Source organism: Pseudomonas sp. NPDC089569 (assembly GCF_050280625.1).
Taxonomy (GTDB): domain Bacteria; phylum Pseudomonadota; class Gammaproteobacteria; order Pseudomonadales; family Pseudomonadaceae; genus Aquipseudomonas.
In genome coordinates, this window is record NZ_JBNNVQ010000008.1 from 57,456 (window position 1) to 79,369 (window position 21,914).

Below are 21,914 nucleotides of genomic sequence, written 5' to 3' on the forward strand. Positions count from 1 at the left end.
TGAAAACTCCTCAGAGGCCAAACCTTGGTGCACACCCATGCGCGTTGGATGGACTCAGGGAACATTCGCGTGATGGGTAATTGCCATGATCGATGGACCTGCAGACGGCCCTCAAGGTTAGAATGGCGCAAATCAGGATGAGTCAATGACCGACCACTTTTTCACGCCAGCCGAATACGACGCCATCAGCGATACCGCTGCGCACTGGTGCATGCGCATGCATGCCAGCGACTGCACCGCGAAGGAACGTCAGGCATTCGAGCAGTGGCTCGATGCCCACCCGCTGCATGTATCCGAATACGAGGCCATGCTGGAAATATGGGACGTCGCAGGTAACCTGCAACGCCCGGAGAAAGCGCCTGTACCGATTGTACGGCTCAGGCCAGCCTCCTGGCGCCGCTTTGGCGTGGCGGCGGCGGTATGCGCCCTGGCGTTGCCATTGGCCGCCTACAGCGGCTGGAGCCTGGGCTGGCTGCCCGACTCATACCAGCGCCTGGAGACCACCGACAAGGGGCGCCAGGTCACCTTGAACGATGGCAGCCAGGTCGAACTGAATCTGCGAACCGAACTGATCTACAGCCATTACAAGGATCGTCGCCAGGTCACCCTGGAAAAAGGAGAAGCCTTCTTCAGCATCGCCCACGACAGCGGCCATCCCTTTGTCGTCAGGGCAGCCGAAGGCAAGATCCGGGGCACCGGGAGCCGATTCAACGTCTGGCTGTATGAAGATCAGGTGAAGGTGAACCTGATCGAAGGCTCGGCTCTGGTCAGCAGCAACAGCGAACAGCCGGGAGACGGGTTACGGTTGGGCCCTTCGATGCAGGCCAGCTATGGCCATGGGGACTTCATACCCCGGATCAGACAGACCGACGAGCATGACCATTCGCTGGCCTGGCGCAGCGGCAAGCTGGTCATCGACGATCTGGCGCTGAACGAAGCGTTGCCGCTGATCAATCGTTACCTGAAAAAACCGTTGATGGTCGCCGACAACAGCACCGGTGCAATTCATATCGGTGGCGTCTACAACATCAATGAACTCGACAGCCTGGTGGCAACCCTGCCCAAGGTGCTGCCCGTTTATGTGACCCGCAATAACGATGGCAATCCGGTCCTCAACGCCATCCCGCAGAAGCCGGCAAAAAACTGAATGCCGGGCTCAACCGGGTCAACCGGTTGGAAACATTCACACTCGCCCTGATCGTATACGGTGCCTGCAGCAGCGCACTGGGCGACGCGCTGCGCTTGTTTCAGGGACGAAGCAAACGGAAAAAACCCAGGAAGCCGGACTCCGGAGCCACGGAGTTTTAACAGTCCGGTAACGCCACGACGACGAATTTTCTACATTCGAGTCCTCATGATCTGGGTTACTCATACATCCAGTCGTGTAAGAGCGCCCATTTTCCTGATCAGGCTCTGAAAAGGAGTTTTCTGCAATGTACAACACACCACTGCCATCGGACGGTAGCAATGCACCCATGAGCACTACCATCGGGGCCGGTGTTTTCGACCCGCCTGCCGACCGCCATGGCAACGAGCGAATTCGCTTGCTGCTCAAGAGCTTTGGCCTGCGAACCAGCCTGATTCGCCTCAAAGTCATCGACGCCCTGCTCAAGGCCGCCGAAAGCGACCGCAGCCTGGGCGTGCGCGGGGTGCACAGTCATTTGCTGGAACTGGACATCCCGCTGTCCTTCCTGAGTGTGCGCGAAGTGTTGAAGCGCTTGTGCAGCGAAGGCGTGATCGTGCTCAACGAAGACAAGAGCTACAGCCTGCATCCACAGGCCGCTGCCGTCCTCAGACGGCTCTGATCCGGTTCGGGCACCTTGCTCAGGGCTTGACCTTGCGACGCATCACGCCATTGATGACCACCACGACCACCGCCACGCCAATGGCGATGTACTGGAACACTTTTTCGCTGATCACACCTGTGTTCTGCAGCCAGGAAAGGCCAAACATGATCCCCAGCACCACCAGGGAGATCAGAATCGAATATTTCAAACGTTGCGACTGGGTCATTAGCATTTCCTGAATGTAAGCCTGAAGCTGGAATGTATCCGCTTTGTATCGAAAAGCATGCCAAGCCCCTACCGTTTTTCGGGGATGAGGCGAGGTAAACGGGGTCTCATGTTACAGCCGATGAAGAGTTTTGGCTTCAATACGGCGATAACCATGAGGATTTATCAATGTTGCGTCGAATCACTCTGCTGATTCCCCTGTTGGCCCTGCTCTCCCTGAGCGGCTGTATCGTCTTCCCCCACGGCGGCTGGCACCACGACCATTATTACAACGGTGGAGGCCCGGGCTACTACCATCGCTAGCCCCCACCCATGACTCAAACACCCTAATCCTCCCCCCCCCTTTTGTAGGAGCCAGGCTTGCCGGCGAAGGCGTTTGCGAAGGCGCCGCACGACGCAAGGCCGCATTCGCCGGCAAGCCTGGCTCCCACAACAGCACCGACCTGACAAATTTGTAATGTCGCCTTCATCTTCCTGACAGCCCTCAACTACGATCATGGGGCTGCGCAGCGTTGTAGCAACTTGAAACAATCGCCCCATGCCTGCCCGGAAAAACCGGTCAAAATGCGCTTCTTTTTGCCAGCAATCCGAGACCCGTCGACATGCGAAACCACTTGCGTCTGGCTGCCCTGAGCGCCCTGTTCATTTCCTCCCTGGCCCAGGCCGCCGACCTGATCCCGATCGAAGTGCATCGCGATGCCAATTGCGGCTGCTGCAAGAAATGGATCAGTCACCTGCAGGCCAATGGCTTCAAGGTCGAGGACCATGTCGAAGCCAACATGAGCGAGTTCAAGCAGCAACACGGCGTACCCGCACGCCTTGCGTCGTGCCATACCGGCTTGATCAACGGCAAGTTCGTCGAAGGCCATGTGCCGGCCGACCAGGTACTGGCCCTGAGTCAACGCGACGACCTGCTGGGTGTTGCCGCCCCGGGCATGCCCATGGGCTCACCCGGCATGGAAATGGACGGCATGAGCGATGCCTACCAGGTCATCGGCCTGAAAAAGGACGGCACCGATGTAGTGGTGGCGGATTACCCCGCCCATTGATCAGCGGCGTCTTCATCGGCTTGTTTCTCGCGGCCTTCGGGGCCGCCACGCTGCTGCCCCTGCAATCGGAGGCGGTACTGGTGGGGTTGCTGCTCAGCGATCGTTATTGGCCATGGTCATTGCTGGCGGTGGCCACCGTGGGCAATGTCCTCGGCTCGCTGGTGAACTGGTGGCTGGGGCGCGCCATCGAACGTTTGCGTGACCGGCGCTGGTTTCCGGTCAATCCTGCCCGCCTGGAAAAAGCCCGAACGCACTATCAGCGTTATGGCCACTGGTCGTTGCTGCTCAGTTGGCTGCCGGTGGTCGGCGATCCACTGACTCTGGTCGCCGGAGTGATGCGTGAACCCTTGGGACGTTTCCTGTTGATGGTAACCCTGGCCAAAGGCGCCCGTTATGGCGTGCTGGCGGTGATCACCCTGGGCTGGATGGGTTGAACCAGCCCTTGCCGCGGTTGCCTGTTTAATGTCGCCCTAATCATGCCGATGCAGCATCGTCCGATTGTCAAAGGAGTTCACCGATGCCCTTCACACCCGCCCGCTGGCTGCCCGGCCTGTTCCTGACTGCCGCCCTGCCCGTGATGGCGCAGGCCGAAGGCCCGGCGTACGGCCCCGAACTGCAGGGTTTCGAATATCCCTACACGGTCAAACATTTTGCTTTCACGTCCCAGGGTCAAAGCCTGCAAATGGGCTACATGGACGTCGCCGCCCATGGCAAGGCCAACGGTCGCAGCATCGTGTTGATGCACGGCAAGAACTTCTGCGGTGCGACCTGGCAAACCTCGATCAAAGCCTTGAGCGATGCCGGTTACAGGGTGATAGCCCCGGACCAGGTCGGTTTCTGTACCTCCAGTAAACCGGACCGCTACCAGTACAGCTTCCAGCAACTGGCAAGCAATACCCAACAATTGCTCAAGGCCCTCGGCATCCAGAAAGCGACGCTGCTGGGCCACTCCACCGGCGGCATGCTGGCCACCCGTTATGCCCTGCAATACCCCGATCAGGTCGAACAACTGGCGCTGGTCAATCCCATTGGCCTGGAAGACTGGAAAGCCCTGGGCGTGCCCTGGCGTACGGTCGATCAATGGTATGAACGTGAACTCAAGCTCAGCGCCGATGGTATCCGCACCTACGAACGCAACACCTATTACGGCGGTCGCTGGAAACCTGAGTACGATCGCTGGGTGGACATGCTCGCCGGCCTGAACAAGGGTCCGGGGCATACGCAAGTCGCGTGGAATTCGGCGTTGATCTACGACATGATCTTCACCCAGCCGGTTTACTACGAATTCCAGAACCTGAAGATGCCGACCCTGTTGTTGATAGGCACGTCCGATACCACCGCCATCGGCAGCGATATCGCCCCAGCAACGGTCAAGGCAAGAATCGGCCATTACGACGTGCTCGGCAAACAGGTGGCCAAACGGATCCCGCAGTCGACCCTGGTGGAGTTCCCCGGCCTGGGCCACGCGCCGCAGATGGAAGAGCCGGGGCCGTTTCACCAGGCGTTGCTTGGCTGGCTGAACAAAACCAATCCCGTGCGTTGATGAGGAAAACCTGATGGCGTTGCAGATTGCAGTGATTGACGATTGGCAGGATGTGGCCCGCAACGTGGTCGACTGGTCGCAACTGGAGGCCATCGGCCAGGTGAGTTTTCTTCACGATTATCCGGCCGACAACGAATCCCTGGCGCAGCGACTTGAAGCGTTTGAAGTCATTTGCGTCATGCGTGAGCGCACCCGTTTCGATGAAGACCTGTTGCGCCGACTGCCGAATCTGAAACTGCTGGTCACCGGCGGAATGCGCAATGCCGCCCTGGACTTCAAGGCCGCTGCCGCACTGGGCATTCAGGTCTGCGGCACCGACAGCTACAAGCACGCAGCGCCCGAGCTGACCTGGGCCCTGATCATGGCCGCCACCCGCAATCTGGTGGCCGAAGCCAATGCCTTGCGCGCGGGTAAATGGCAACAGGGTCTGGGTGGCGACCTGCACGGCAAGACCCTGGCGATCCTGGGCCTGGGCAGCATCGGTCAGCGTGTCGCGCAGTTCGGCCAGGTATTTGGCATGCGTGTGATCGCCTGGAGTGAAAATCTCACCCCGGAGCGAGCCGCAGAGGCCGGGGCAACCCTTGTCAGCAAGCAGGAACTGTTCGAACAGGCCGATGTGTTGTCGGTGCACCTGGTCCTCAGCGAGCGTTCCCGGGGCCTGGTCGATGCCCAGGCATTGAGCTGGATGAAACCCACCGCGCTGCTGGTCAATACCGCACGCGGGCCCATCGTCGACGAAGCCGCCCTGATCAAGGCCCTGCAAAAGCGCCGCCTGGCGGGCGCCGCCCTGGATGTCTTCGAAATCGAACCGTTACCCGCCCATCATCCCTTCCGTACTCTGGAGAATGTGCTGGCCACGCCGCATGTGGGCTATGTCAGCCAGCAGAACTATCACCTGTTCTTCTCGCAGATGATCGAAGACATTCAGGCATGGGCCACCGCAAAGCCGATCCGCCTGTTGAACTGACGAATGATCTGTAGGAGCGAGCATGCTCGCGATGGACGTCAACGATAACGCGGGCTGTCTGAATGCCAGCGGTGCCTTTGAGTCCATCGCGAGCGTGCTCGCTCCTACAGTTTTATTAATGCACCGCAATGGTGCAAATCAACTGTTGCGCCACGCACACCGATGTGACAGTTGTGCATCGAAACAGCCCCTTTTTTAACGAAAAACATGCCCTTCGTCGGTGCGTGCGCCAAGCTTTCCGGCACGTCCGTACCTCATCAAACCGATTGTCGAACAATTTTGCCATCCGGGCTTTACCGCTCTAAGTTCTGGCCTAGACTCCTTTTCGCGAAGTAAAACCGGCCGGTCACAAAGTGGAAAAAAAGTCGAAACTTTTGCCTCGTGCAATCGGTCGACTCATAGGTAGGTGCGTTGCGACTGGTTCATTCCTTGCAATGGCTAATCCACCCATTCTGCTTGAGCACATGTGGGCAGCGCTTGCTCGCCGATGTGCCGCGATTTCGCGCCCGGTCACAGGAAGTGGCCATGACATACCGTTTGCCAGAGCCAAGAATCAGTTCAACAACACGGGAGATTCATATGATCAGTGCGGCTTTAGATGTTCAGGGAGAACGTGCTCATCAGCATGTCGGCGAATCGAGCACCGTGAGTGCACCTGCTGCGCAATCGATCAGCGTTCCTGCGGGCAGGATGCTGACACGGGTGACCAGCCAGAATCCCAACAAGAAAAAAGTGTTGTTCGTCACCTCCGAAATTGCCGATCTGGTCAAGACCGGCGGCCTGGGTGACGTCTCTGCCGCGCTGCCACGGGCCATGGCCCACTTGCACGATGTACGGGTACTGATCCCCGGTTACCCGCAGGTACTGCACAGCGAGAACCCGATCCACATCATCGGCGAACTGGGCGGGCATGCCGCACTGCCGCCCTGCAAGATCGGGCGCATGGACATGCCCGATGGCCTGGTGATCTACGTGTTGATCTGCCCCGAGCTGTACGAGCGTGAAGGTTCCCCCTATGGCGCCAACAACGGCCGCGACTGGCCGGACAACCACATTCGTTTCGCGCGCCTGGGGCTCGCGGCCGCCGACATCGCCGCCAATCTCGCACAAATTCACTGGTGCCCGGACCTGGTGCACGCCCATGACTGGCCGGCCGGCCTGGCGCCCGCCTACATGCACTGGCGCGGACAACGCACGCCGACGCTGTTCACCATCCATAACCTGGCCTATCAAGGCGTGATCAGCCTGGGATCGTGCCCCGAACTGGGCATTCCCCATCACGCGCTGCAACAGGAAGGCATGGAGTTCTACGGCAAGATGTCGTTCCTCAAGGCCGGCATGGCCTATTCCAGCCATATCACCACGGTCAGCGCGACCTACGCCCAGGAAATCACCACCCCGGCCTTTGGCTGCGGTCTCGACGGGTTTCTTGCCTCCAAGACCCAGCAAGGGCTGCTCAGCGGCATTCCCAACGGCATCGACGAAAGCTGGGATGCCGCCACCGATACCCACCTGTTCCGCCCGTTCAACATTGGCGACTGGGAAGGCAAGGCGGCCAACGCCGCCCATGTGCGCCAATTGTTCGGCCTGAAGAATTCCGAGGGCCCGCTCTTCGCCGTCGTCTCGCGACTGGTCTATCAAAAAGGCCTGGACCTGACCGAAGCGGTATCGGAGTACATCGTCCAATCCGGTGGCCAGATCGCAATCATCGGCCGGGGCGAGCCGGAAGAAGAACAGGCCATGCGCGAACTGGCCCTGCGCTTCCCCGGACAGATCGGGGTGCGTATCGGCTTCAACGAAACCGATGCCCGCCGCATGTTTGCCGGCAGCGACTTCCTGCTGATGCCTTCGCGCTATGAACCTTGCGGCCTCAGCCAGATGTACGCCCAACGCTTCGGCTCGTTGCCGGTGGCGCGCAATACCGGTGGCCTGGCCGACACCATCGAAGACGGCGTGACCGGATTCCTGTTCGACGAGTCCACCGTGGACAGCTATCGGCAGGCCCTGAGTCGCGCGTTCAAGGTGTTCGCCTTCCCCGACCTGCTGCACGCCATGCGCTGCCGGGCCATGGCTGCGCCTTTCAACTGGTGCAAGGCGGTGGAACCTTACGCCGAACTCTACGAACAGCTGGTGGCTAAAGCGTTGGGGAAATCGCACAAACAGTAAGAGGCTTTCAAGATGTCGTTACGGACCCTTGAGACCTGGCCTCACGGCGCAATCATGCTGGACGCCCAACAAACGCAATTTGCGTTGTGGGCACCCGATGCGTTCTACGTCAGTGTCGAGCTGGAACATGGACAGTCCTTGCCGTTGTTGCCCCAGGCCGACGGCTGGTTCGTGATCAACACCCGCTGCCCGCCCGGCACGCGCTATCGCTACAACATCGATGGCGAACTGCTGGTACCTGACCCCGCCTCGCGGGCTCAGGCCGGGGGCATCGACCAGCCCAGCCTGGTGGTCGACCCCCATGCCTATCGCTGGCAGCACAGCACCTGGCAGGGACGACCGTGGAACGAAGCGGTGATTTATGAACTGCACGTGGGTGCGCTCGGCGGTTTTGCAGCCGTCGAGCAACAGCTGGCCAGGCTGGTGGAATTGGGCATTACCGCCATCGAGCTGATGCCGGTGGCGCAGTTCCCCGGTGAGCGCAATTGGGGCTACGACGGGGTGCTGCCCTACGCGCCCCAGGCGAGCTATGGATCGCCCGAGCAGCTCAAGCATCTGATCGACACCGCCCACGGCCACGGTCTGGCGGTCATTCTCGATGTGGTCTACAACCATTTCGGGCCGGACGGCAATTACCTGCACCACTACGCCAAGGCCTTCTTTCGCGAAGACCTGCACACCCCGTGGGGCGCGGCGATCGATTTTGGTCGCCGCGAGGTCCGGGATTTCTTTATCGAAAACGCCCTGATGTGGTTGCTCGAATACCGCTTCGACGGCTTGCGCCTGGACGCCGTGCACGCCATCGAAGACCCGGACTTCCTCCAGGAGCTTGCACAACGGGTGCGGCGCCAGACCGACCCGGCGCGACACGTCTGGCTGATGGTGGAAAACGAACACAATCAGGCCAGCCTGCTGGCGCAGGACTACGACGCGCAATGGAACGACGACGGCCACAATGCCCTGCATGTCTTGCTGACCGGCGAAACCGATGCCTACTACGCCGATTATGCGCAAAACCCCACCGAACAACTGGCGCGTTGCCTGAGCCAGGGCTTCGTGTTCCAGGGCCATACCGACCGTCACGGCAAACCCCGAGGCCAGCCCAGCGGTCACTTGCCCCCCAGCGCCTTCATACTGTTCCTGCAGAACCACGACCAGATCGGCAATCGCGCCTTCGGCGAGCGCCTGCATCAACTGGCACATCCCGCTGCCTTGCAAGCCGCCACCGTGCTGTTGCTGCTGTCGCCGATGATCCCGTTGATGTTCATGGGCGATGAATGGGCGGCCGAACAGCCCTTCCTGTTTTTTACCAGCCACCACGGCGAGCTGGCGCAACGGGTGCGTGACGGACGACGTAACGAATTTGCAGCGTTCAGCGCGTTTACTGACCCAGACAAACGCGAACAGATTCCCGATCCGAATGCCCCACAGACTTTCGAAGCGTCACGTCCCATGCTGAGCGTCACCGCACGCTCGGCGACATACGACCTGTATCGGCAACTGTTGCAAGTGCGCCATCGACAGATCATTCCCCGTTTGCCGGGCACTCGTGCACTGGGTGCCGATGTGCTGGGCAAAGGCGCCGTGAGCGCCTGCTGGCGAATGGGCGACGGCAGCCTGCTGCGCATCGACCTCAACCTCAGCCAGACAGCGGTGCCGTATTCGCCGCCGACCGGTACTTCACGGCTGTTCGAACACCCGCCACAGTCGGCCGAGCGGCTGGATCAAGGCACCCTCGCCCCGTATTGCGCGCTTGTCAGTCTCACGGCCGCGCCCCCTTTGCCCCCCTTGACGGAGAGCGCCCATGAGTGATGCGCAACTGGAAATATTGGCCAGCCGGGCGGGCCTGGCAGTGGACTGGATCGACGCCAACGGGCGCCCGCAAAAGGTGGCGCCCGCGGTCTTGCGCAACGTCCTGACCGGTCTGGGTCACCCCGCCGGCAGCGCCCAGGAAATAGACGCCAGCCTGCTTCAACTGCAGCAGGCGCAACAGAACCGGCAGCTGCCGCCACTGCTGACCGTCGACGCCGGCGTCGGCCTCGATCTTGGGCACTACTTCGAGCCGCAGACACCCTGCGAAATTCATCTCGAAGACGGCTCGCGACTGCAACTGAACCTGGACAACGACGCGATGTTGCCCGGACTGATCCCGGTCGGTTATCAGCATGTCAGCATCGACGGACAAACCTTCACCCTGGCCGTGGCCCCCGCACGCTGTTACAGCGTGGGTGACGCCACCCAGACCCCGACACCCCGTGCCTGGGGGTTGAGCGTGCAACTGTACGCCTTGCGCCGCGCCGGCGACGGCGGGTTCGGTGACACCCAGGCTCTGGAGGAACTGGCCAGGGTCGCCGGTGAGCGCGGCGCCGAGGCCCTGGCAATCAGCCCGCTGCACGCCATGTTCGCCAGCGATGCCCAGCGCTACAGCCCCTATTCACCCTCCAGCCGCCTGTTTCTCAACAGCCTGTATTGCGCGCCGGGGACCATCCTGGGCGAACATGCAATGCGCATCGCCATCGAGGCCACGGATCTGGCGGTCGAACTGCAACGACTCGAAGCGCTGCCATTGATTGACTGGCCGTTGGCCGCCGATGCCAAGCATCGTTTGATGCAAGCGTTGTACGAAGGCTTCATGCAGGGCGAACATCCGCTGCGTGCCGACTTCGCCAGTTTCCGCCATGCCGGGGGTGAGGCGCTGGAGAACCACTGCCGCTTCGAAGCCATCCAGGAAATGCGCCTGGCCCGGGATGAAAGCCTCGACTGGCGCCAATGGCCAGAGCAGTGGCGCAATCCGCGCAGTGCCGCCCTCGCCGCGTTTGCCGAGGAAAATGCCGGTCGCATCGGCTTCTTCGCTTTCTGCCAGTGGCTGATCAGCCGTTGCCTGGAGCGTGCGCAGGCGGCGGCCCGTGGCAGCGGCATGAGTATCGGCCTGATCGCCGATCTGGCCGTCGGTGCCGACGGCGGCGGCAGCCAGGCCTGGAGCCGCCAGGATGAACTGCTCGCCAGCCTGACCGTCGGCGCGCCGCCGGACATTCTCAACCGTGCCGGCCAGGGTTGGGGGATTTCCGCGTTTTCCCCCGAAGGCCTGGTGCGCAACGGTTTTCGCGCCTTCATCGAAATGCTGCGGGCCAATTTCGCCCACGCCGGCGGCTTGCGCATCGACCATGTCATGGGCCTGCAACGCTTGTGGGTCATCCCCAACGGCGCGCCGCCCACCGACGGCGCCTATCTCTACTACCCGGTGGATGACCTGCTGCGGTTGCTGACACTTGAATCCCATCGCCATCAGGCGATTGTCCTCGGCGAAGACCTCGGCACTGTGCCGGACGGCCTGCGGGAGAAACTCATAGCCCGTTCGATGCTGGGCATGCGGGTGCTGCTGTTCGAGCAGGACAACACCCACTTCAAGCCCATTCTGGAATGGCCGGACAACGCCCTGGCGACCACCAGCACCCACGATCTGCCAACCCTCGACGGCTGGTGGCATGGCCGCGATATCGACTGGAACGCGCGCCTGGGCCTGATCGACGCCAACGGCGAAATCGAGTGGCGCCACCATCGCGAGCGCGAGCGCGAAGGGCTGCGCCGGGCCCTGAGCCAGGACCCGCAAAACTTTCGCGAAGAGTCCCACGAGACCGATCAGGTGCTCGATGCCAGCGTACGTTTCCTCGGCCATACCCGCGCACCGCTGGTATTGCTGCCACTGGAGGATGCACTGGGCATCGAACAACAGGCCAACCTGCCCGGCACCATCGATACCCACCCCAACTGGTCGCGACGCCTGCCGGGTTACAGCGAAGCCCTGCTGGATGATCCGGACGCCGCCCGCCGCCTGGAACTGCTCGCCTGCGCGCGACTGCAGGCGGCCGAGCGCGATCAATGATCCAGGTGTCGATACCCGCCTTGCGCGCGACCCTGCGGTTGCAATTTCATCAAGGCTTTACCCTGGACGATGCGGTGCCGCTGGTGCCGTATTTCGCCCGCCTGGGCATCAGCCACCTGTATGCCTCGCCGTTGCTGCGCGCGCGCGCCGGTTCCATGCATGGCTACGACGTGGTCGACCCGACCACGGTCAATCCGGAACTGGGCGGCGAGCCGGCGCTGCATCGCTTGGTCGCGGCGTTGCGCGGGCACGACATGGGGCTGATCCTGGACGTCGTTTCCAACCACATGGCCGTCGGCGGCGGTGACAATCCCTGGTGGCTGGACTTGCTGGAATGGGGACGCCTGAGCCCCTACGGCGAGTTCTTCGATATCCAGTGGCACTCCCCCGATCCCTTGCTCGAAGGCCAACTGCTGCTGCCGTTCCTGGGCAGCGACTACGGTGTCGCCCTGCGCGATGGCACCCTGCCCCTGCGCTTCAATGCCCGGCAGGGTACGTTCCATGTCGAGCACTACGAGCATCATTTTCCGATCTGCCCAACCAACTACGGCGAACTGCTCAAGCCCGACGGGACGCTGCCGGCCGCCCAGGCCGATTCGCTCAAAACCCTGGCCGAGCACTTCAGCGCCCTCAGCTACCAGACCGATGCCCGCCGTCTGGCCCTGACACTCAAGCAACAGCTGCGCACCCTCGCCGAGGATCCGATCGTTGCGAAGGCGATCGAGCAACAACTCAACGCTTTCGATTCGCGCACCACCGATGGCTTTCAGCGCCTGCACAACCTGCTGGAACGGCAAAGCTATCGCCTCGCCAGTTGGCGTACCGCCGCCGATGACATCAACTGGCGACGCTTCTTCGATATCAACGAATTGGGGGGCTTGCGGGTCGAGCGGCCGGCCGTGTTCGAGGCCACTCATGGGAAAATCTTTCAACTGGTCGCGGACGGCTGGATCGACGGGTTGCGCATCGACCACATCGACGGCCTCGCTGATCCCAGGACTTACTGCCGCAAACTGCGGCGGCGGCTCGACAGCCTGACACCGGGCCGGCGCCTGCCGATTTTTGTCGAGAAAATTCTCGGAGAAGACGAAACCCTGCATCGCGACTGGTCAGTGGACGGCACCACCGGTTACGAATTCATGAACCAGGTGTCGCTGCTGCAGCACGATCCCCAAGGCGAAAAGACCCTCGGAACACTGTGGCAGCGCTACAGCGAACGCCCGTGCGATTTCCGCCTGGAAGCGCAACTGGCCCGCCAGCAGATACTCTACGGCTCCCTGGCCGGGGACTTCGAAAGTGTCGCCCAGGCCCTGTTGCAAGTGGCCAGGGATGACCTCATGACCCGCGATCTGACCCTCGGCGCGATCCGCCGCGCCTTGCAGGCGTTGATTGTGCATTTTCCGGTGTACCGCACCTACATCAGTCCCCTTGGCCGCAGCACGCAGGATGAGGTGTTCTTCCGGCAGGCCATGGATGGCGCCCGGCAAACCCTCGGTGAAGCGGACTGGCCGGTGCTCGACTGCCTGGCCACCTGGCTGGGCGGCGAATCCTGGCGGCAGCGCCCTGCCGGACGGGTACGCAAGCGCCTCAAGCATGCCTGTGTACGTTTTCAGCAACTGACCTCGCCGGCAGCGGCCAAGGCGGTGGAGGACACCGCGTTCTATCGCTCGGCGGTACTGCTGTCACGCAACGACGTGGGCTTCGACACCCAACGCTTCAGTGCGTCGCCGGCAGACTTCCATGCCGCCTGCGCGCAACGCCTTGGCGAGTTCCCGGACAATCTGTTGGCCACCGCGACCCACGATCACAAGCGCGGCGAGGACACACGTGCACGTCTGGCGGTGCTGAGCGAACGCAGCGCCTGGTATGCCGACCAGATCGGCCTGTGGCGCACGCTGGCCCGACCACTGTGCAGCGACGATGCCATGCCGGCCGCGGCGGACGAATTGATTCTGTATCAAACCATCCTTGGCAGTTGGCCACTGGACCTCGACAGCAGCGATCTGCCTGCATTGCAGATCTACGCCGAACGCCTTTGGCAGTGGCAACGCAAGGCGCTGCGCGAAGCCAAGCTGCAAAGCAGCTGGAGCGCACCCAACGATGCGGGTGAACACGCCACCCAAGTGTTTATCCAGCGCCTGCTGCTGGCACCCGAGGGCGAGCTGTTGCGCTCGGCCCTGGAAAAGGCCGCTCAAGCCCTTGCCGTTCCCGGTGCGCTCAACGGGTTGGCGCAAACCTTGCTGCGCATGACCGTACCCGGCGTGCCGGATCTCTATCAGGGCAATGAGTTCTGGGATTTTTCCCTGGTCGATCCGGATAACCGTCGGCCGGTGGATTACGCCAGCCGCCAACACGCCCTGCAACAACCGTTGGACCTGCCGCTGCTGTTGGCCAACTGGTGCGACGGGCGCATCAAGCAAGCCTTGATTGCCCATGCGTTGAACCGGCGCGCCGAATACGCCGAGCTGTTCCGGCGCGGCACCTACCAACCGCTTGAAGTCCTGGGCAGCCAGGCGCATCGGGTACTGGGGTTCGTTCGCGAACTGCAAGATCAACGCGCCATCGTGATCGTGCCGATTCACTGCGCGGCGCTGCTGGAAAACAGTGCCATGCCCCAGGTCAGCGCGCCGCTGTGGGGCGATACACGGATCCATTTGCCGTTCGTGACCTGCGAGGAAAATCTGAAGGGACTTTTTTCCGGCGTCACAGTCACAAAAAACAGGGAGCTGATGATCAGCGCCGCCTTGGGGGACTTCCCGGTCAATCTCTTTATCCATAAGACCCACGCTTGAGTTCAATTCAGGAGCAGTGCGATGAGTACCACCGACGATAAACGCATCCGCGAGTTTGCCTATCAGATCTGGGAGTCCGAAGGAAAACCCGAAGGCCAGGAACACCGCCACTGGGAGATGGCACGCAAACTGGCCGAAGCCGAAGCCCTGGCACCGAAAAAACCGGCCAAGGCGGCTGGCGCCAAGGTCGCCGGCAAAACTGCCGACAGCGCTGCTGGCAAAGCGCTGAATGGCAAGGCCAGCGCAACGAAGACCAAAGCCAAGGCCTCGCCGGCCACCTCGCCAGCGATCGCGCCCGTGGAAAAAATCGCGGCGAAAAAGCCTCGCGCACCACGCAAGCCTGCCGTCTGATCCTTTCGGTGGCGGGCCCGCTCGCCACGTTGCCATTTCATGTTCGCGGGCAAGCCTCGCTCCTACAAACGGATGGCTTTTCCTGTAGGAGCGAGGCTTGCCCGCGAATGCCGCAACGCGCACGGAGCACTTATGACCCGTCCAAAGAAAGACACGCCGCCCTATTCCACAACCCACGCCGAGCCCTCGCGAATCCGCGAAGGCCTGCCCTTTCCGCTGGGTGCGACCTGGGATGGACTGGGGGTCAACTTTGCGCTGTTTTCCGCTAATGCCACCCGGGTCGAACTGTGCATTTTCGACGACAGCGGCGAAGTGGAGCTCGAACGCATCGAGTTGCCGGAATACACCGACGAGATTTACCACGGGTACTTGCCCGACGCGCATCCGGGGCTGATTTACGGCTATCGCGTCCACGGTCCCTACGACCCGGCCAACGGTCATCGCTTCAACCCCAACAAACTGCTGATCGATCCCTACGCCAAACAATTGGTCGGCCGCCTGAAGTGGTCCGAAGCCCTGTTCGGCTACACCATCGGCCACCCCGATGCCGACCTGAGTTTCGACAAACGTGACAGTGCGCCCTACGTCCCCAAGTGCAAGGTCATCGACCCGGCCCACACCTGGGGTCATGACCATCGCGTCAGCGTGCCCTGGGACAGGACGATCATCTACGAGGCCCACGTGCGCGGCTTCAGCATGCGCCACCCCTCGGTTCCCGAACACCTGCGGGGCACCTTCGCCGGGCTGATGGTCGACGATGTGCTCGAACACATCCGCAAACTCGGTGTGTCTACCGTGGAATTGTTGCCGATCCATGCCTTCGTCAACGACCAGCATCTGCTGCACAAGGGCATGACCAACTACTGGGGCTACAACAGCATTGCCTTCTTCGCCCCGGATCCGCGCTACCTGGCCAGTGGCAAGATCGCCGAGTTCAAGGAAATGGTCGCGCACCTGCATGAAGCGGATCTGGAGGTGATCCTCGATGTGGTCTACAACCACACCGCCGAGGGCAACGAGCAAGGTCCGACGCTGTCGATGCGCGGCATCGACAACGCTTCGTACTACCGCTTGAGGCCCGATGACAAACGCTTCTATATCAACGACTCCGGCACCGGAAACACCCTGGACCTGAGTCACCCCTGCGTGCTGCAAATGGTCACCGACTCGCTGCGCTATTGGGCCTCGGAAATGCACGTGGACGGTTTCCGTTTCGACCTGGCGACCATCCTGGGGCGCTATCACGACGGCTTCGACGAGCGCCACAGCTTCCTCGTGGCCTGCCGCCAGGACCCGGTACTGCGCCAGGTCAAGTTGATCGCCGAGCCCTGGGACTGCGGGCCCGGCGGCTATCAGGTCGGGCGTTTTCCCCCGGGCTGGGTGGAATGGAACGACAAGTTCCGAGACACCGTACGCGCCTTCTGGAAAGGCGACGACGGGCAATTGGCGGACTTCGCCAGTCGCATGACCGCTTCCGGCGAGATGTTCAATCAGCGCGGGCGCCGCCCGTTCGCCTCGGTGAATTTCGTCACCGCCCATGACGGCTTCACCCTCAACGATCTGGTGTCATACAACGACAAGCACAACGAAGCCAACGACGAGAACAATCAGGACGGCAGCAACCACAACTTGTCGTGGAACCATGGCGTCGAAGGGCCTACCGACGATCCCGAGATCAACGCCCTGCGCCACCGCCAGATGCGTAATTTCTTCGCCACGCTGCTGCTGGCCCAGGGTACGCCGATGCTGGTGGCCGGCGACGAATTCGCCCGCACCCAGCACGGCAACAACAACGCCTATTGCCAGGACAGCGAGATCGGCTGGGTCAATTGGGACCTGAGCGAAGACGGCAAGACCTTGCTCAAGTTCGTCAAACGCCTGATCAAACTGCGCCTGGCTTACCCGATCCTGCGCCGCGGGCGTTTCCTGGTCGGCAATTACAACGAAGACATCGGGGTCAAGGACGTGACCTGGCTGGCGGCGGACGGCAGCGAGATGACCACCGAACATTGGCACGACACGCACAATCGCTGCCTGGGCATGTTGCTCGACGGCCGCGCCCAGGAAACCGGCATTCGCCGCAAGGGGGCCGATGCGACCCTGTTGCTGGTGGTCAACGCCTACCACGACATCGTCAACTTCCGTTTGCCGCAGGTCCCTGACGGCGGCTTCTGGACGTGCATGGTCGATACCAACCAACCGTCGATTCGTGGCCAGGAACGCTTCGGGTTCGGGGACGAATATTCGGTCACCGGCCGCTCGCTGCTGTTGTTCGAACTGCAGCATGAGCAAGAGGAATGAAGCGAATGCAGGTCAAAGAAAAATATCGCCCTGATTGAACCCCAGGGGCGACGAACACCCCTTCATGAGCAATACTCGTTGCGCGGCTTCATCGGTTGCCGCTCAATGCTATCAATCCGCCTTCATGGGTCTGTCGTGCTGACTTCGAGCCGCGCGCATGACGAAGGCGAAACGAAACAAGGACGTCCCCATGAAATCTGCTTCCATCAGCGAAAGCCTGCCAGCACAGATCTGGAACAGCGTCCCGCAACTGGACAACATTCCGATCATCAATACCCGCTCCCTGGTCGCGCCGGGAGCGCGCGCGGTGGTGATTGCCCCGCATCCGGGCGATGAAGTCGTGACGTGCGGCGGTTTGCTGCAATTGCTCAGCGCCATGGGGCATCCCCTGCAATTGATTTCCGTGACCGACGGCAGCGCCAGCCATCCAGGTTCCCGGCAGTGGTCGGAGAAGCGCCTGAGCGTGTTTCGCCCCCAGGAGAGCGTCGAGGCCCTGCGTCGGCTCGGCTTGCCGATGCACAGCCTCAAGTGGATTCGCGGCGGCTTCACCGACAACGCCCTGGCCGAGCAGGAACACGAGTTGACGCAGTTCATCGCCCGCTATTTGCGGCCAGGCGATGTGGTGTTCAGCACCTGGTCCGAAGACGGCAACAGCGACCATGACGCCGTCGGCCGTGCCAGCGCCAATGCCGCGACCATCGCCGGTGCGGACTTCAACGAAGCACCGGTGTGGGCCTGGCACTGGCCGGCGCGCGATCGCGAACTGATCCCCTGGCACCGCGCCCGCAAGGTGCGCCTGGACACCTGGACAGTCGCGCGGAAAAGCCATGCGACCCATGCCTACGCCAGTCAGCTGGATGGCGAACCGGCCCTCGGTGTCGCTCCGCTGTTGCCACGGGTACTGCTGGAGCGGATGCGTCTGCCTTATGAAATTTTCTTCGTCCAGGACGTGTAACAGCCCTGGAGCCTGCCAGAGCTGCTACAACTGTGAATGACTCTGAACTGCCCGCCTCTGCCGCAGTCGCATGCATACCATGGCCTTGAACCAGAGGAGTGAACGTGTCCAGTACATCCAGACCGCAGCCGGTCGAACCCGCGACGTCGAAACCCTCGGCGGCCATTCACCGACTGCGTGTACTGACGGTCAATACCCACAAGGGCTTCACCGCCCTCAACCGTCGTTTCATTCTGCCGGAGCTGCGCGAGGCGGTGCGCAGCTCCTCGGCGGACCTGGTGTTCCTGCAGGAAGTGGTCGGTGAGCACGATGGTCATTCTTCGCGCTACAACAATTGGCCGACCACGTCGCAATACGAGTTCCTGGCGGACAGCATGTGGGCCGACTTCGCCTATGGCCGCAATGCGGTCTATCCCGATGGTCATCATGGCAATGCCCTGCTGTCCAAATACCCGATTCGCGAACACCGCAATCTCGACGTGTCCATCACCGGCCCCGAGCGCCGTGGATTGCTGCATTGCGTCCTGGACGTACCCGGCCACACGGAAGTCCACGCCATCTGCGTCCATTTGAGCCTGCTGGAAAGTCATCGCCAATTGCAGTTGCAACTGCTCTGTCGATTGCTCGAGTCCCTGCCCCGGGAAGCACCGGTGATCATCGCCGGCGACTTCAACGACTGGCAGTTGCAGGGTAACGCGACCCTGGTGCGCCGTGACGACCTGCACGAAGCCTTCGAACGCCACCATGGCCGCCCGGCAAAGACCTACCCGGCGCGGTTTCCCCTGCTGCGTCTGGACCGTGTTTACCTGCGCAACGCCAACAGCCATGAGCCGAAAATACTCGGCAGCAAGCCCTGGACGCATTTGTCGGACCACCTGCCATTGGCGGTAGAAGTGCGCCTTTGACCCGGTCCGGGCCCATGTCAGCCGCCTTTCATGGACCGCGTTTTTGTCCATCGACCTGTTACTTTTGACAGTAGCCCCGCCAAAAAACTGCTGCTACGGTGCTCACGTCCCTGCCGCCCTGCTGCTGGCATGCGACACACAGTGGCCGTCGTTGCCGAAGGTTCTCGATCACGGGTCCGTGTTTTCCCGATGCTGTCTCGCAACTCGCGCTGCCGAGGGTATCCGCTGCCTTGCCGCTTTTGACACGTGCAGGCCAGGGTGCCGATCCCAACGGGGAGACGAGCATGAACCTTTCGACCGAACTGCCCCGCAGCCGCGCCTGCGCCTGCATCCTGTGTCTCTGGCTGAGCCTGGGCTGGCCACACGCCGTCCAGGCTGCCTGCACGTTGGTGCCCACCGGCGGCAACGACAACTTCGTCTGTGACAGTGGCAACAGTGCAGCGCTGAACGATCCGGCGGGCAACAACACCCTGACCTTCCCCGCCAACGGGACCGGCACCGTCAACGGCAATGTGACATTCGGTGCGGGCAACGATACGGTCAACATGAGTTCCGGACGCATCGTCGGCACGCTCGATCAGGGTGATGGCGCCGATACGTTGAACATCAGCGCCGGGCAGATCACCGGCGCCGTCAACCAGGGCAATGGCGTCGACCGGTTCACCATGAGCGGCGGCACGATCCAGTCCCTGTCCCAGGGCGACAGTCGCGACTTTTTCACGATGACCGGCGGCACCATCGTCGGTGCCTTCGAGGATGGCGACACCGCCAGAATGAGCGGCGGCACCATCGGCCGAGTCGACATGAAGCTCGACAACAACCTGTTCGACCTGTCCGGCGGGCAGATCCTGGGCAACCTGGTCACCGGGTTCGGCAACGACACCATCATCGTTTCCGGCGGCAAGATTGGTGGCAACATCAGTGTCAGCGGCGGCAATGACAGCATCACCGTCACCGGGGGCGAAGTCGTCGGCGAAATCCACACCAGTGTCGGCAACGACACCTTCGTGTGGGACGGTGGCGGTATCCTCCATTCGGCCATCTTCATGGAAGGCGGCGATGACCGGGCGACCGTGCGAAATCTTGATGAAACCCTGCTCGCTCAGACACCGAGCCTGGATGGCGGCACCGGCAACGATGTGCTGACCTTCGATCACACCACCACTTCGGTTGCCAGTCGTTACGTCAATTGGGAAACGGTCAACCTCAGCAACAACTCGAAAATGGCGCTTGCCGACCGCTTTGTACTCGGCGACAGCGGGACAGGCACCGGTGTATTCAATATCGATGGCAGCAGCGTCCTGACATCGACGCAAGGCAGCATCACCCCCTTTACCGCAGGCCAGCGCGTGACGCTGAACAACGCCGGGACCATCGACCTGAGCAGCGGCAATACCCGCACCAGCGACACGCTGACGGTACAGGGCAATTACGCCGGCAACGGCGGACAACTGTTCGTGCAGAGCGTGCTCGGCGACGACAGCTCACCGAGTGACAAACTGGTGGTCAAGGACGGGACCTTGACCGGTGACACGGCCATTACCGTCAGCAATCTGGGTGGTGCAGGTGCGCTGACACTGCAGAACGGCATTCAGGTAGTACAGGCCCAAGGGACGGCCATCAGCAACAGCAACGCGTTTTCCCTGAAGGCTCCGTTGTCGGCGGGAGCCTACGATTACTACCTGTTCAAGGGGGGCATCACACCGGGCAGCGAAAACAGCTGGTACCTGCGTTCTGCAGTGGTGGCGCCTCCGTTGGTCGCAGTGCCCAACCCCGATCCGGCCTTGCCGCCGGTGCTGGTACCAGTAGTGGCAGCGCCGGTACCAGCGCCGGTTGCAGCACCAGTTGCAACACCAGGAGCAGCACCGATAGCAGGACCTGCTACAACGCCTGGGACAACACCGATAACAGAACCCGTTGCACCACCCGGGACAGCACCGATAGCCACGCCCGTCGTCGCCGCAGTTCCGCCACTGCCCGCTGCCGTGCCAGGCGCTGCACCTATCCCCCTGTATCGTCCTGAAGTGCCGACCTGGTCGGTGCTGCCACCGGCGGCAGCGCAATTGGCCCTCACGGCGCTTGGCACTTTTCATGATCGTCAGGGCGATCAACGCCTGCTGACAGAAACCGGTGCCTTCGGCGCCGGCTGGGCTCGCGTTTACGGCAAGAACTTCGACCAGAACTGGTCCGGTACGGTGACGCCTCGACTCGATGGCTCACTCAACGGGTTTCAGGTGGGCAATGACCTGTTTGCATCGCAAATGGCCGCCGGACAAACCCAGCGCAGCGGTTTTTTTGTCGGCCACAGTCGCTTGAAGGGCGATGTCGACGGTTTCAACGAGGGTTTCAAGGGCAAGGACGCCGGCAAGGTCGAGCTCGAAGGTGACAACCTCGGACTGTACTGGACCCTGACAGATCCCAAGGGCTGGTATCTCGATACGGTGGCGATGTACACCTGGCTGGACGGCAGCAGCCACTCCGATCGCGGCCTGAAGATCGATAACCAGGGTCACGTCCTGAGTCTTTCGGCAGAGACCGGTTACCCCATTGCCCTGGCGGGCAACTGGGTGCTCGAACCCCAGGCGCAAGTGATCTACCAGAAGGTTTATCTCGACAGCCAGAATGATGGCGTTTCGCAGGTGTCCTTCGACTCCGACCCGGCATGGACCGGTCGACTCGGCGCTCGTCTCAAAGGACGATTCGACATCAGTGGCCTGCCGCTGGAGCCCTACCTGCGGACAAATATCTGGCACACCTTTTCCGGCACCGACACAGTCACTTTTGCCGCCGTCACCGATATCGACACCGAACAGAAGGCCTCATGGGCCGACCTCGGAATCGGCGCCATCCTGACCCTTGCCCCAGGTGTCAGCGTTTATGCCAATGCCGACTACAGCAGCAATATTGACACTCGCCAGCTGCGGGGAATGGCCGGCAACCTGGGTGTCAGGTTGAGCTGGTAATACCGAGCAAAGGCTCTATCTCGCGAC

At 61.7% G+C, this 21,914-nt stretch carries 16 protein-coding genes and 1 pseudogene; 16 read left to right on the forward strand and 1 reads right to left on the reverse strand.

Annotation, left to right across the window (positions count from 1 at the left end; all coding sequences use genetic code 11):
- The first annotated feature begins 145 nt into the window (after positions 1-145).
- Together ACQKP2_RS06135 and ACQKP2_RS06140 are read left to right on the forward strand one after the other, a co-directional pair.
- Positions 146-1,147, forward strand: a complete 1,002-nt coding sequence (locus tag ACQKP2_RS06135) for a FecR family protein (RefSeq protein ID WP_427575210.1) — start codon at positions 146-148, stop codon at positions 1,145-1,147.
- 286 nt (positions 1,148-1,433) lie between these two features.
- Complete coding sequence (locus tag ACQKP2_RS06140) at positions 1,434-1,805, forward strand: fe2+ zn2+ uptake regulation protein (protein ID WP_427575212.1); 372 nt, start codon at positions 1,434-1,436, stop codon at positions 1,803-1,805.
- Positions 1,806-1,824: 19 nt separating this feature from the next.
- Here the strand turns inward: ACQKP2_RS06140 and ACQKP2_RS06145 are convergent, their stop codons facing one another.
- Entirely contained in the window at positions 1,825-2,013 is a 189-nt protein-coding gene (locus tag ACQKP2_RS06145) for a hypothetical protein (protein WP_111283688.1), read from the reverse strand.
- 167 nt (positions 2,014-2,180) lie between these two features.
- Here ACQKP2_RS06145 and ACQKP2_RS06150 point away from each other — a divergent pair, with 167 nt between their 5' ends.
- From ACQKP2_RS06150 to ACQKP2_RS06215, 14 genes and pseudogenes are all read left to right on the forward strand, one after another.
- Complete coding sequence (locus tag ACQKP2_RS06150; protein ID WP_427575214.1) at positions 2,181-2,315, forward strand: hypothetical protein; 135 nt, start codon at positions 2,181-2,183, stop codon at positions 2,313-2,315.
- 299 nt (positions 2,316-2,614) lie between these two features.
- On the forward strand, positions 2,615-3,061 hold the full coding sequence (locus tag ACQKP2_RS06155) for a DUF411 domain-containing protein (protein ID WP_427575216.1): 447 nt from the start codon (positions 2,615-2,617) through the stop codon (positions 3,059-3,061).
- A complete protein-coding gene (locus ACQKP2_RS06160; protein WP_427575305.1) occupies positions 3,061-3,495 on the forward strand; it encodes a YqaA family protein in 435 nt (144 codons plus the stop codon). Before ACQKP2_RS06155 ends, ACQKP2_RS06160 begins: the two co-directional genes overlap by 1 nt.
- 83 nt (positions 3,496-3,578) lie before the next feature.
- Complete coding sequence (locus tag ACQKP2_RS06165; protein WP_427575218.1) at positions 3,579-4,604, forward strand: alpha/beta fold hydrolase; 1,026 nt, start codon at positions 3,579-3,581, stop codon at positions 4,602-4,604.
- A 13-nt stretch (positions 4,605-4,617) separates the two neighbouring features.
- Positions 4,618-5,571: a D-2-hydroxyacid dehydrogenase family protein gene (locus tag ACQKP2_RS06170; RefSeq protein ID WP_427575220.1), complete on the forward strand. Its 954-nt coding sequence runs from the start codon at positions 4,618-4,620 to the stop codon at positions 5,569-5,571.
- Between the two features lie 579 nt (positions 5,572-6,150).
- The gene (glgA, locus tag ACQKP2_RS06175) at positions 6,151-7,737 is read left to right on the forward strand and encodes a glycogen synthase GlgA (protein WP_427575222.1); all 1,587 of its coding nucleotides are present in this window, start codon (positions 6,151-6,153) and stop codon (positions 7,735-7,737) included.
- A 12-nt stretch (positions 7,738-7,749) separates the two neighbouring features.
- Positions 7,750-9,545, forward strand: a pseudogene (treZ, locus tag ACQKP2_RS06180) (malto-oligosyltrehalose trehalohydrolase).
- Positions 9,542-11,620, forward strand: a complete 2,079-nt coding sequence (gene malQ / locus ACQKP2_RS06185; RefSeq protein WP_427575224.1) for a 4-alpha-glucanotransferase — start codon at positions 9,542-9,544, stop codon at positions 11,618-11,620. The pseudogene treZ and the gene malQ overlap by 4 nt, the downstream one beginning before the upstream one ends.
- Positions 11,617-14,412 (forward strand): malto-oligosyltrehalose synthase, encoded by a 2,796-nt coding sequence (locus tag ACQKP2_RS06190; protein ID WP_427575226.1) that lies wholly within the window; start codon positions 11,617-11,619, stop codon positions 14,410-14,412. Before malQ ends, ACQKP2_RS06190 begins: the two co-directional genes overlap by 4 nt.
- Before the next feature lie 21 nt (positions 14,413-14,433).
- Entirely contained in the window at positions 14,434-14,763 is a 330-nt protein-coding gene (locus tag ACQKP2_RS06195; protein WP_427575228.1) for a DUF2934 domain-containing protein, read from the forward strand.
- Between the two features lie 132 nt (positions 14,764-14,895).
- Positions 14,896-17,064: a glycogen debranching protein GlgX gene (gene glgX / locus ACQKP2_RS06200; protein WP_427575230.1), complete on the forward strand. Its 2,169-nt coding sequence runs from the start codon at positions 14,896-14,898 to the stop codon at positions 17,062-17,064.
- 190 nt (positions 17,065-17,254) lie between these two features.
- On the forward strand, positions 17,255-18,019 hold the full coding sequence (locus ACQKP2_RS06205; RefSeq protein ID WP_427575231.1) for a PIG-L deacetylase family protein: 765 nt from the start codon (positions 17,255-17,257) through the stop codon (positions 18,017-18,019).
- A gap of 104 nt (positions 18,020-18,123) precedes the next feature.
- Positions 18,124-18,924, forward strand: a complete 801-nt coding sequence (locus ACQKP2_RS06210; protein WP_427575233.1) for an endonuclease/exonuclease/phosphatase family protein — start codon at positions 18,124-18,126, stop codon at positions 18,922-18,924.
- A 284-nt stretch (positions 18,925-19,208) separates the two neighbouring features.
- Complete coding sequence (locus ACQKP2_RS06215) at positions 19,209-21,887, forward strand: autotransporter outer membrane beta-barrel domain-containing protein (protein ID WP_427575235.1); 2,679 nt, start codon at positions 19,209-19,211, stop codon at positions 21,885-21,887.
- The last annotated feature ends 27 nt before the right edge of the window (positions 21,888-21,914 follow it).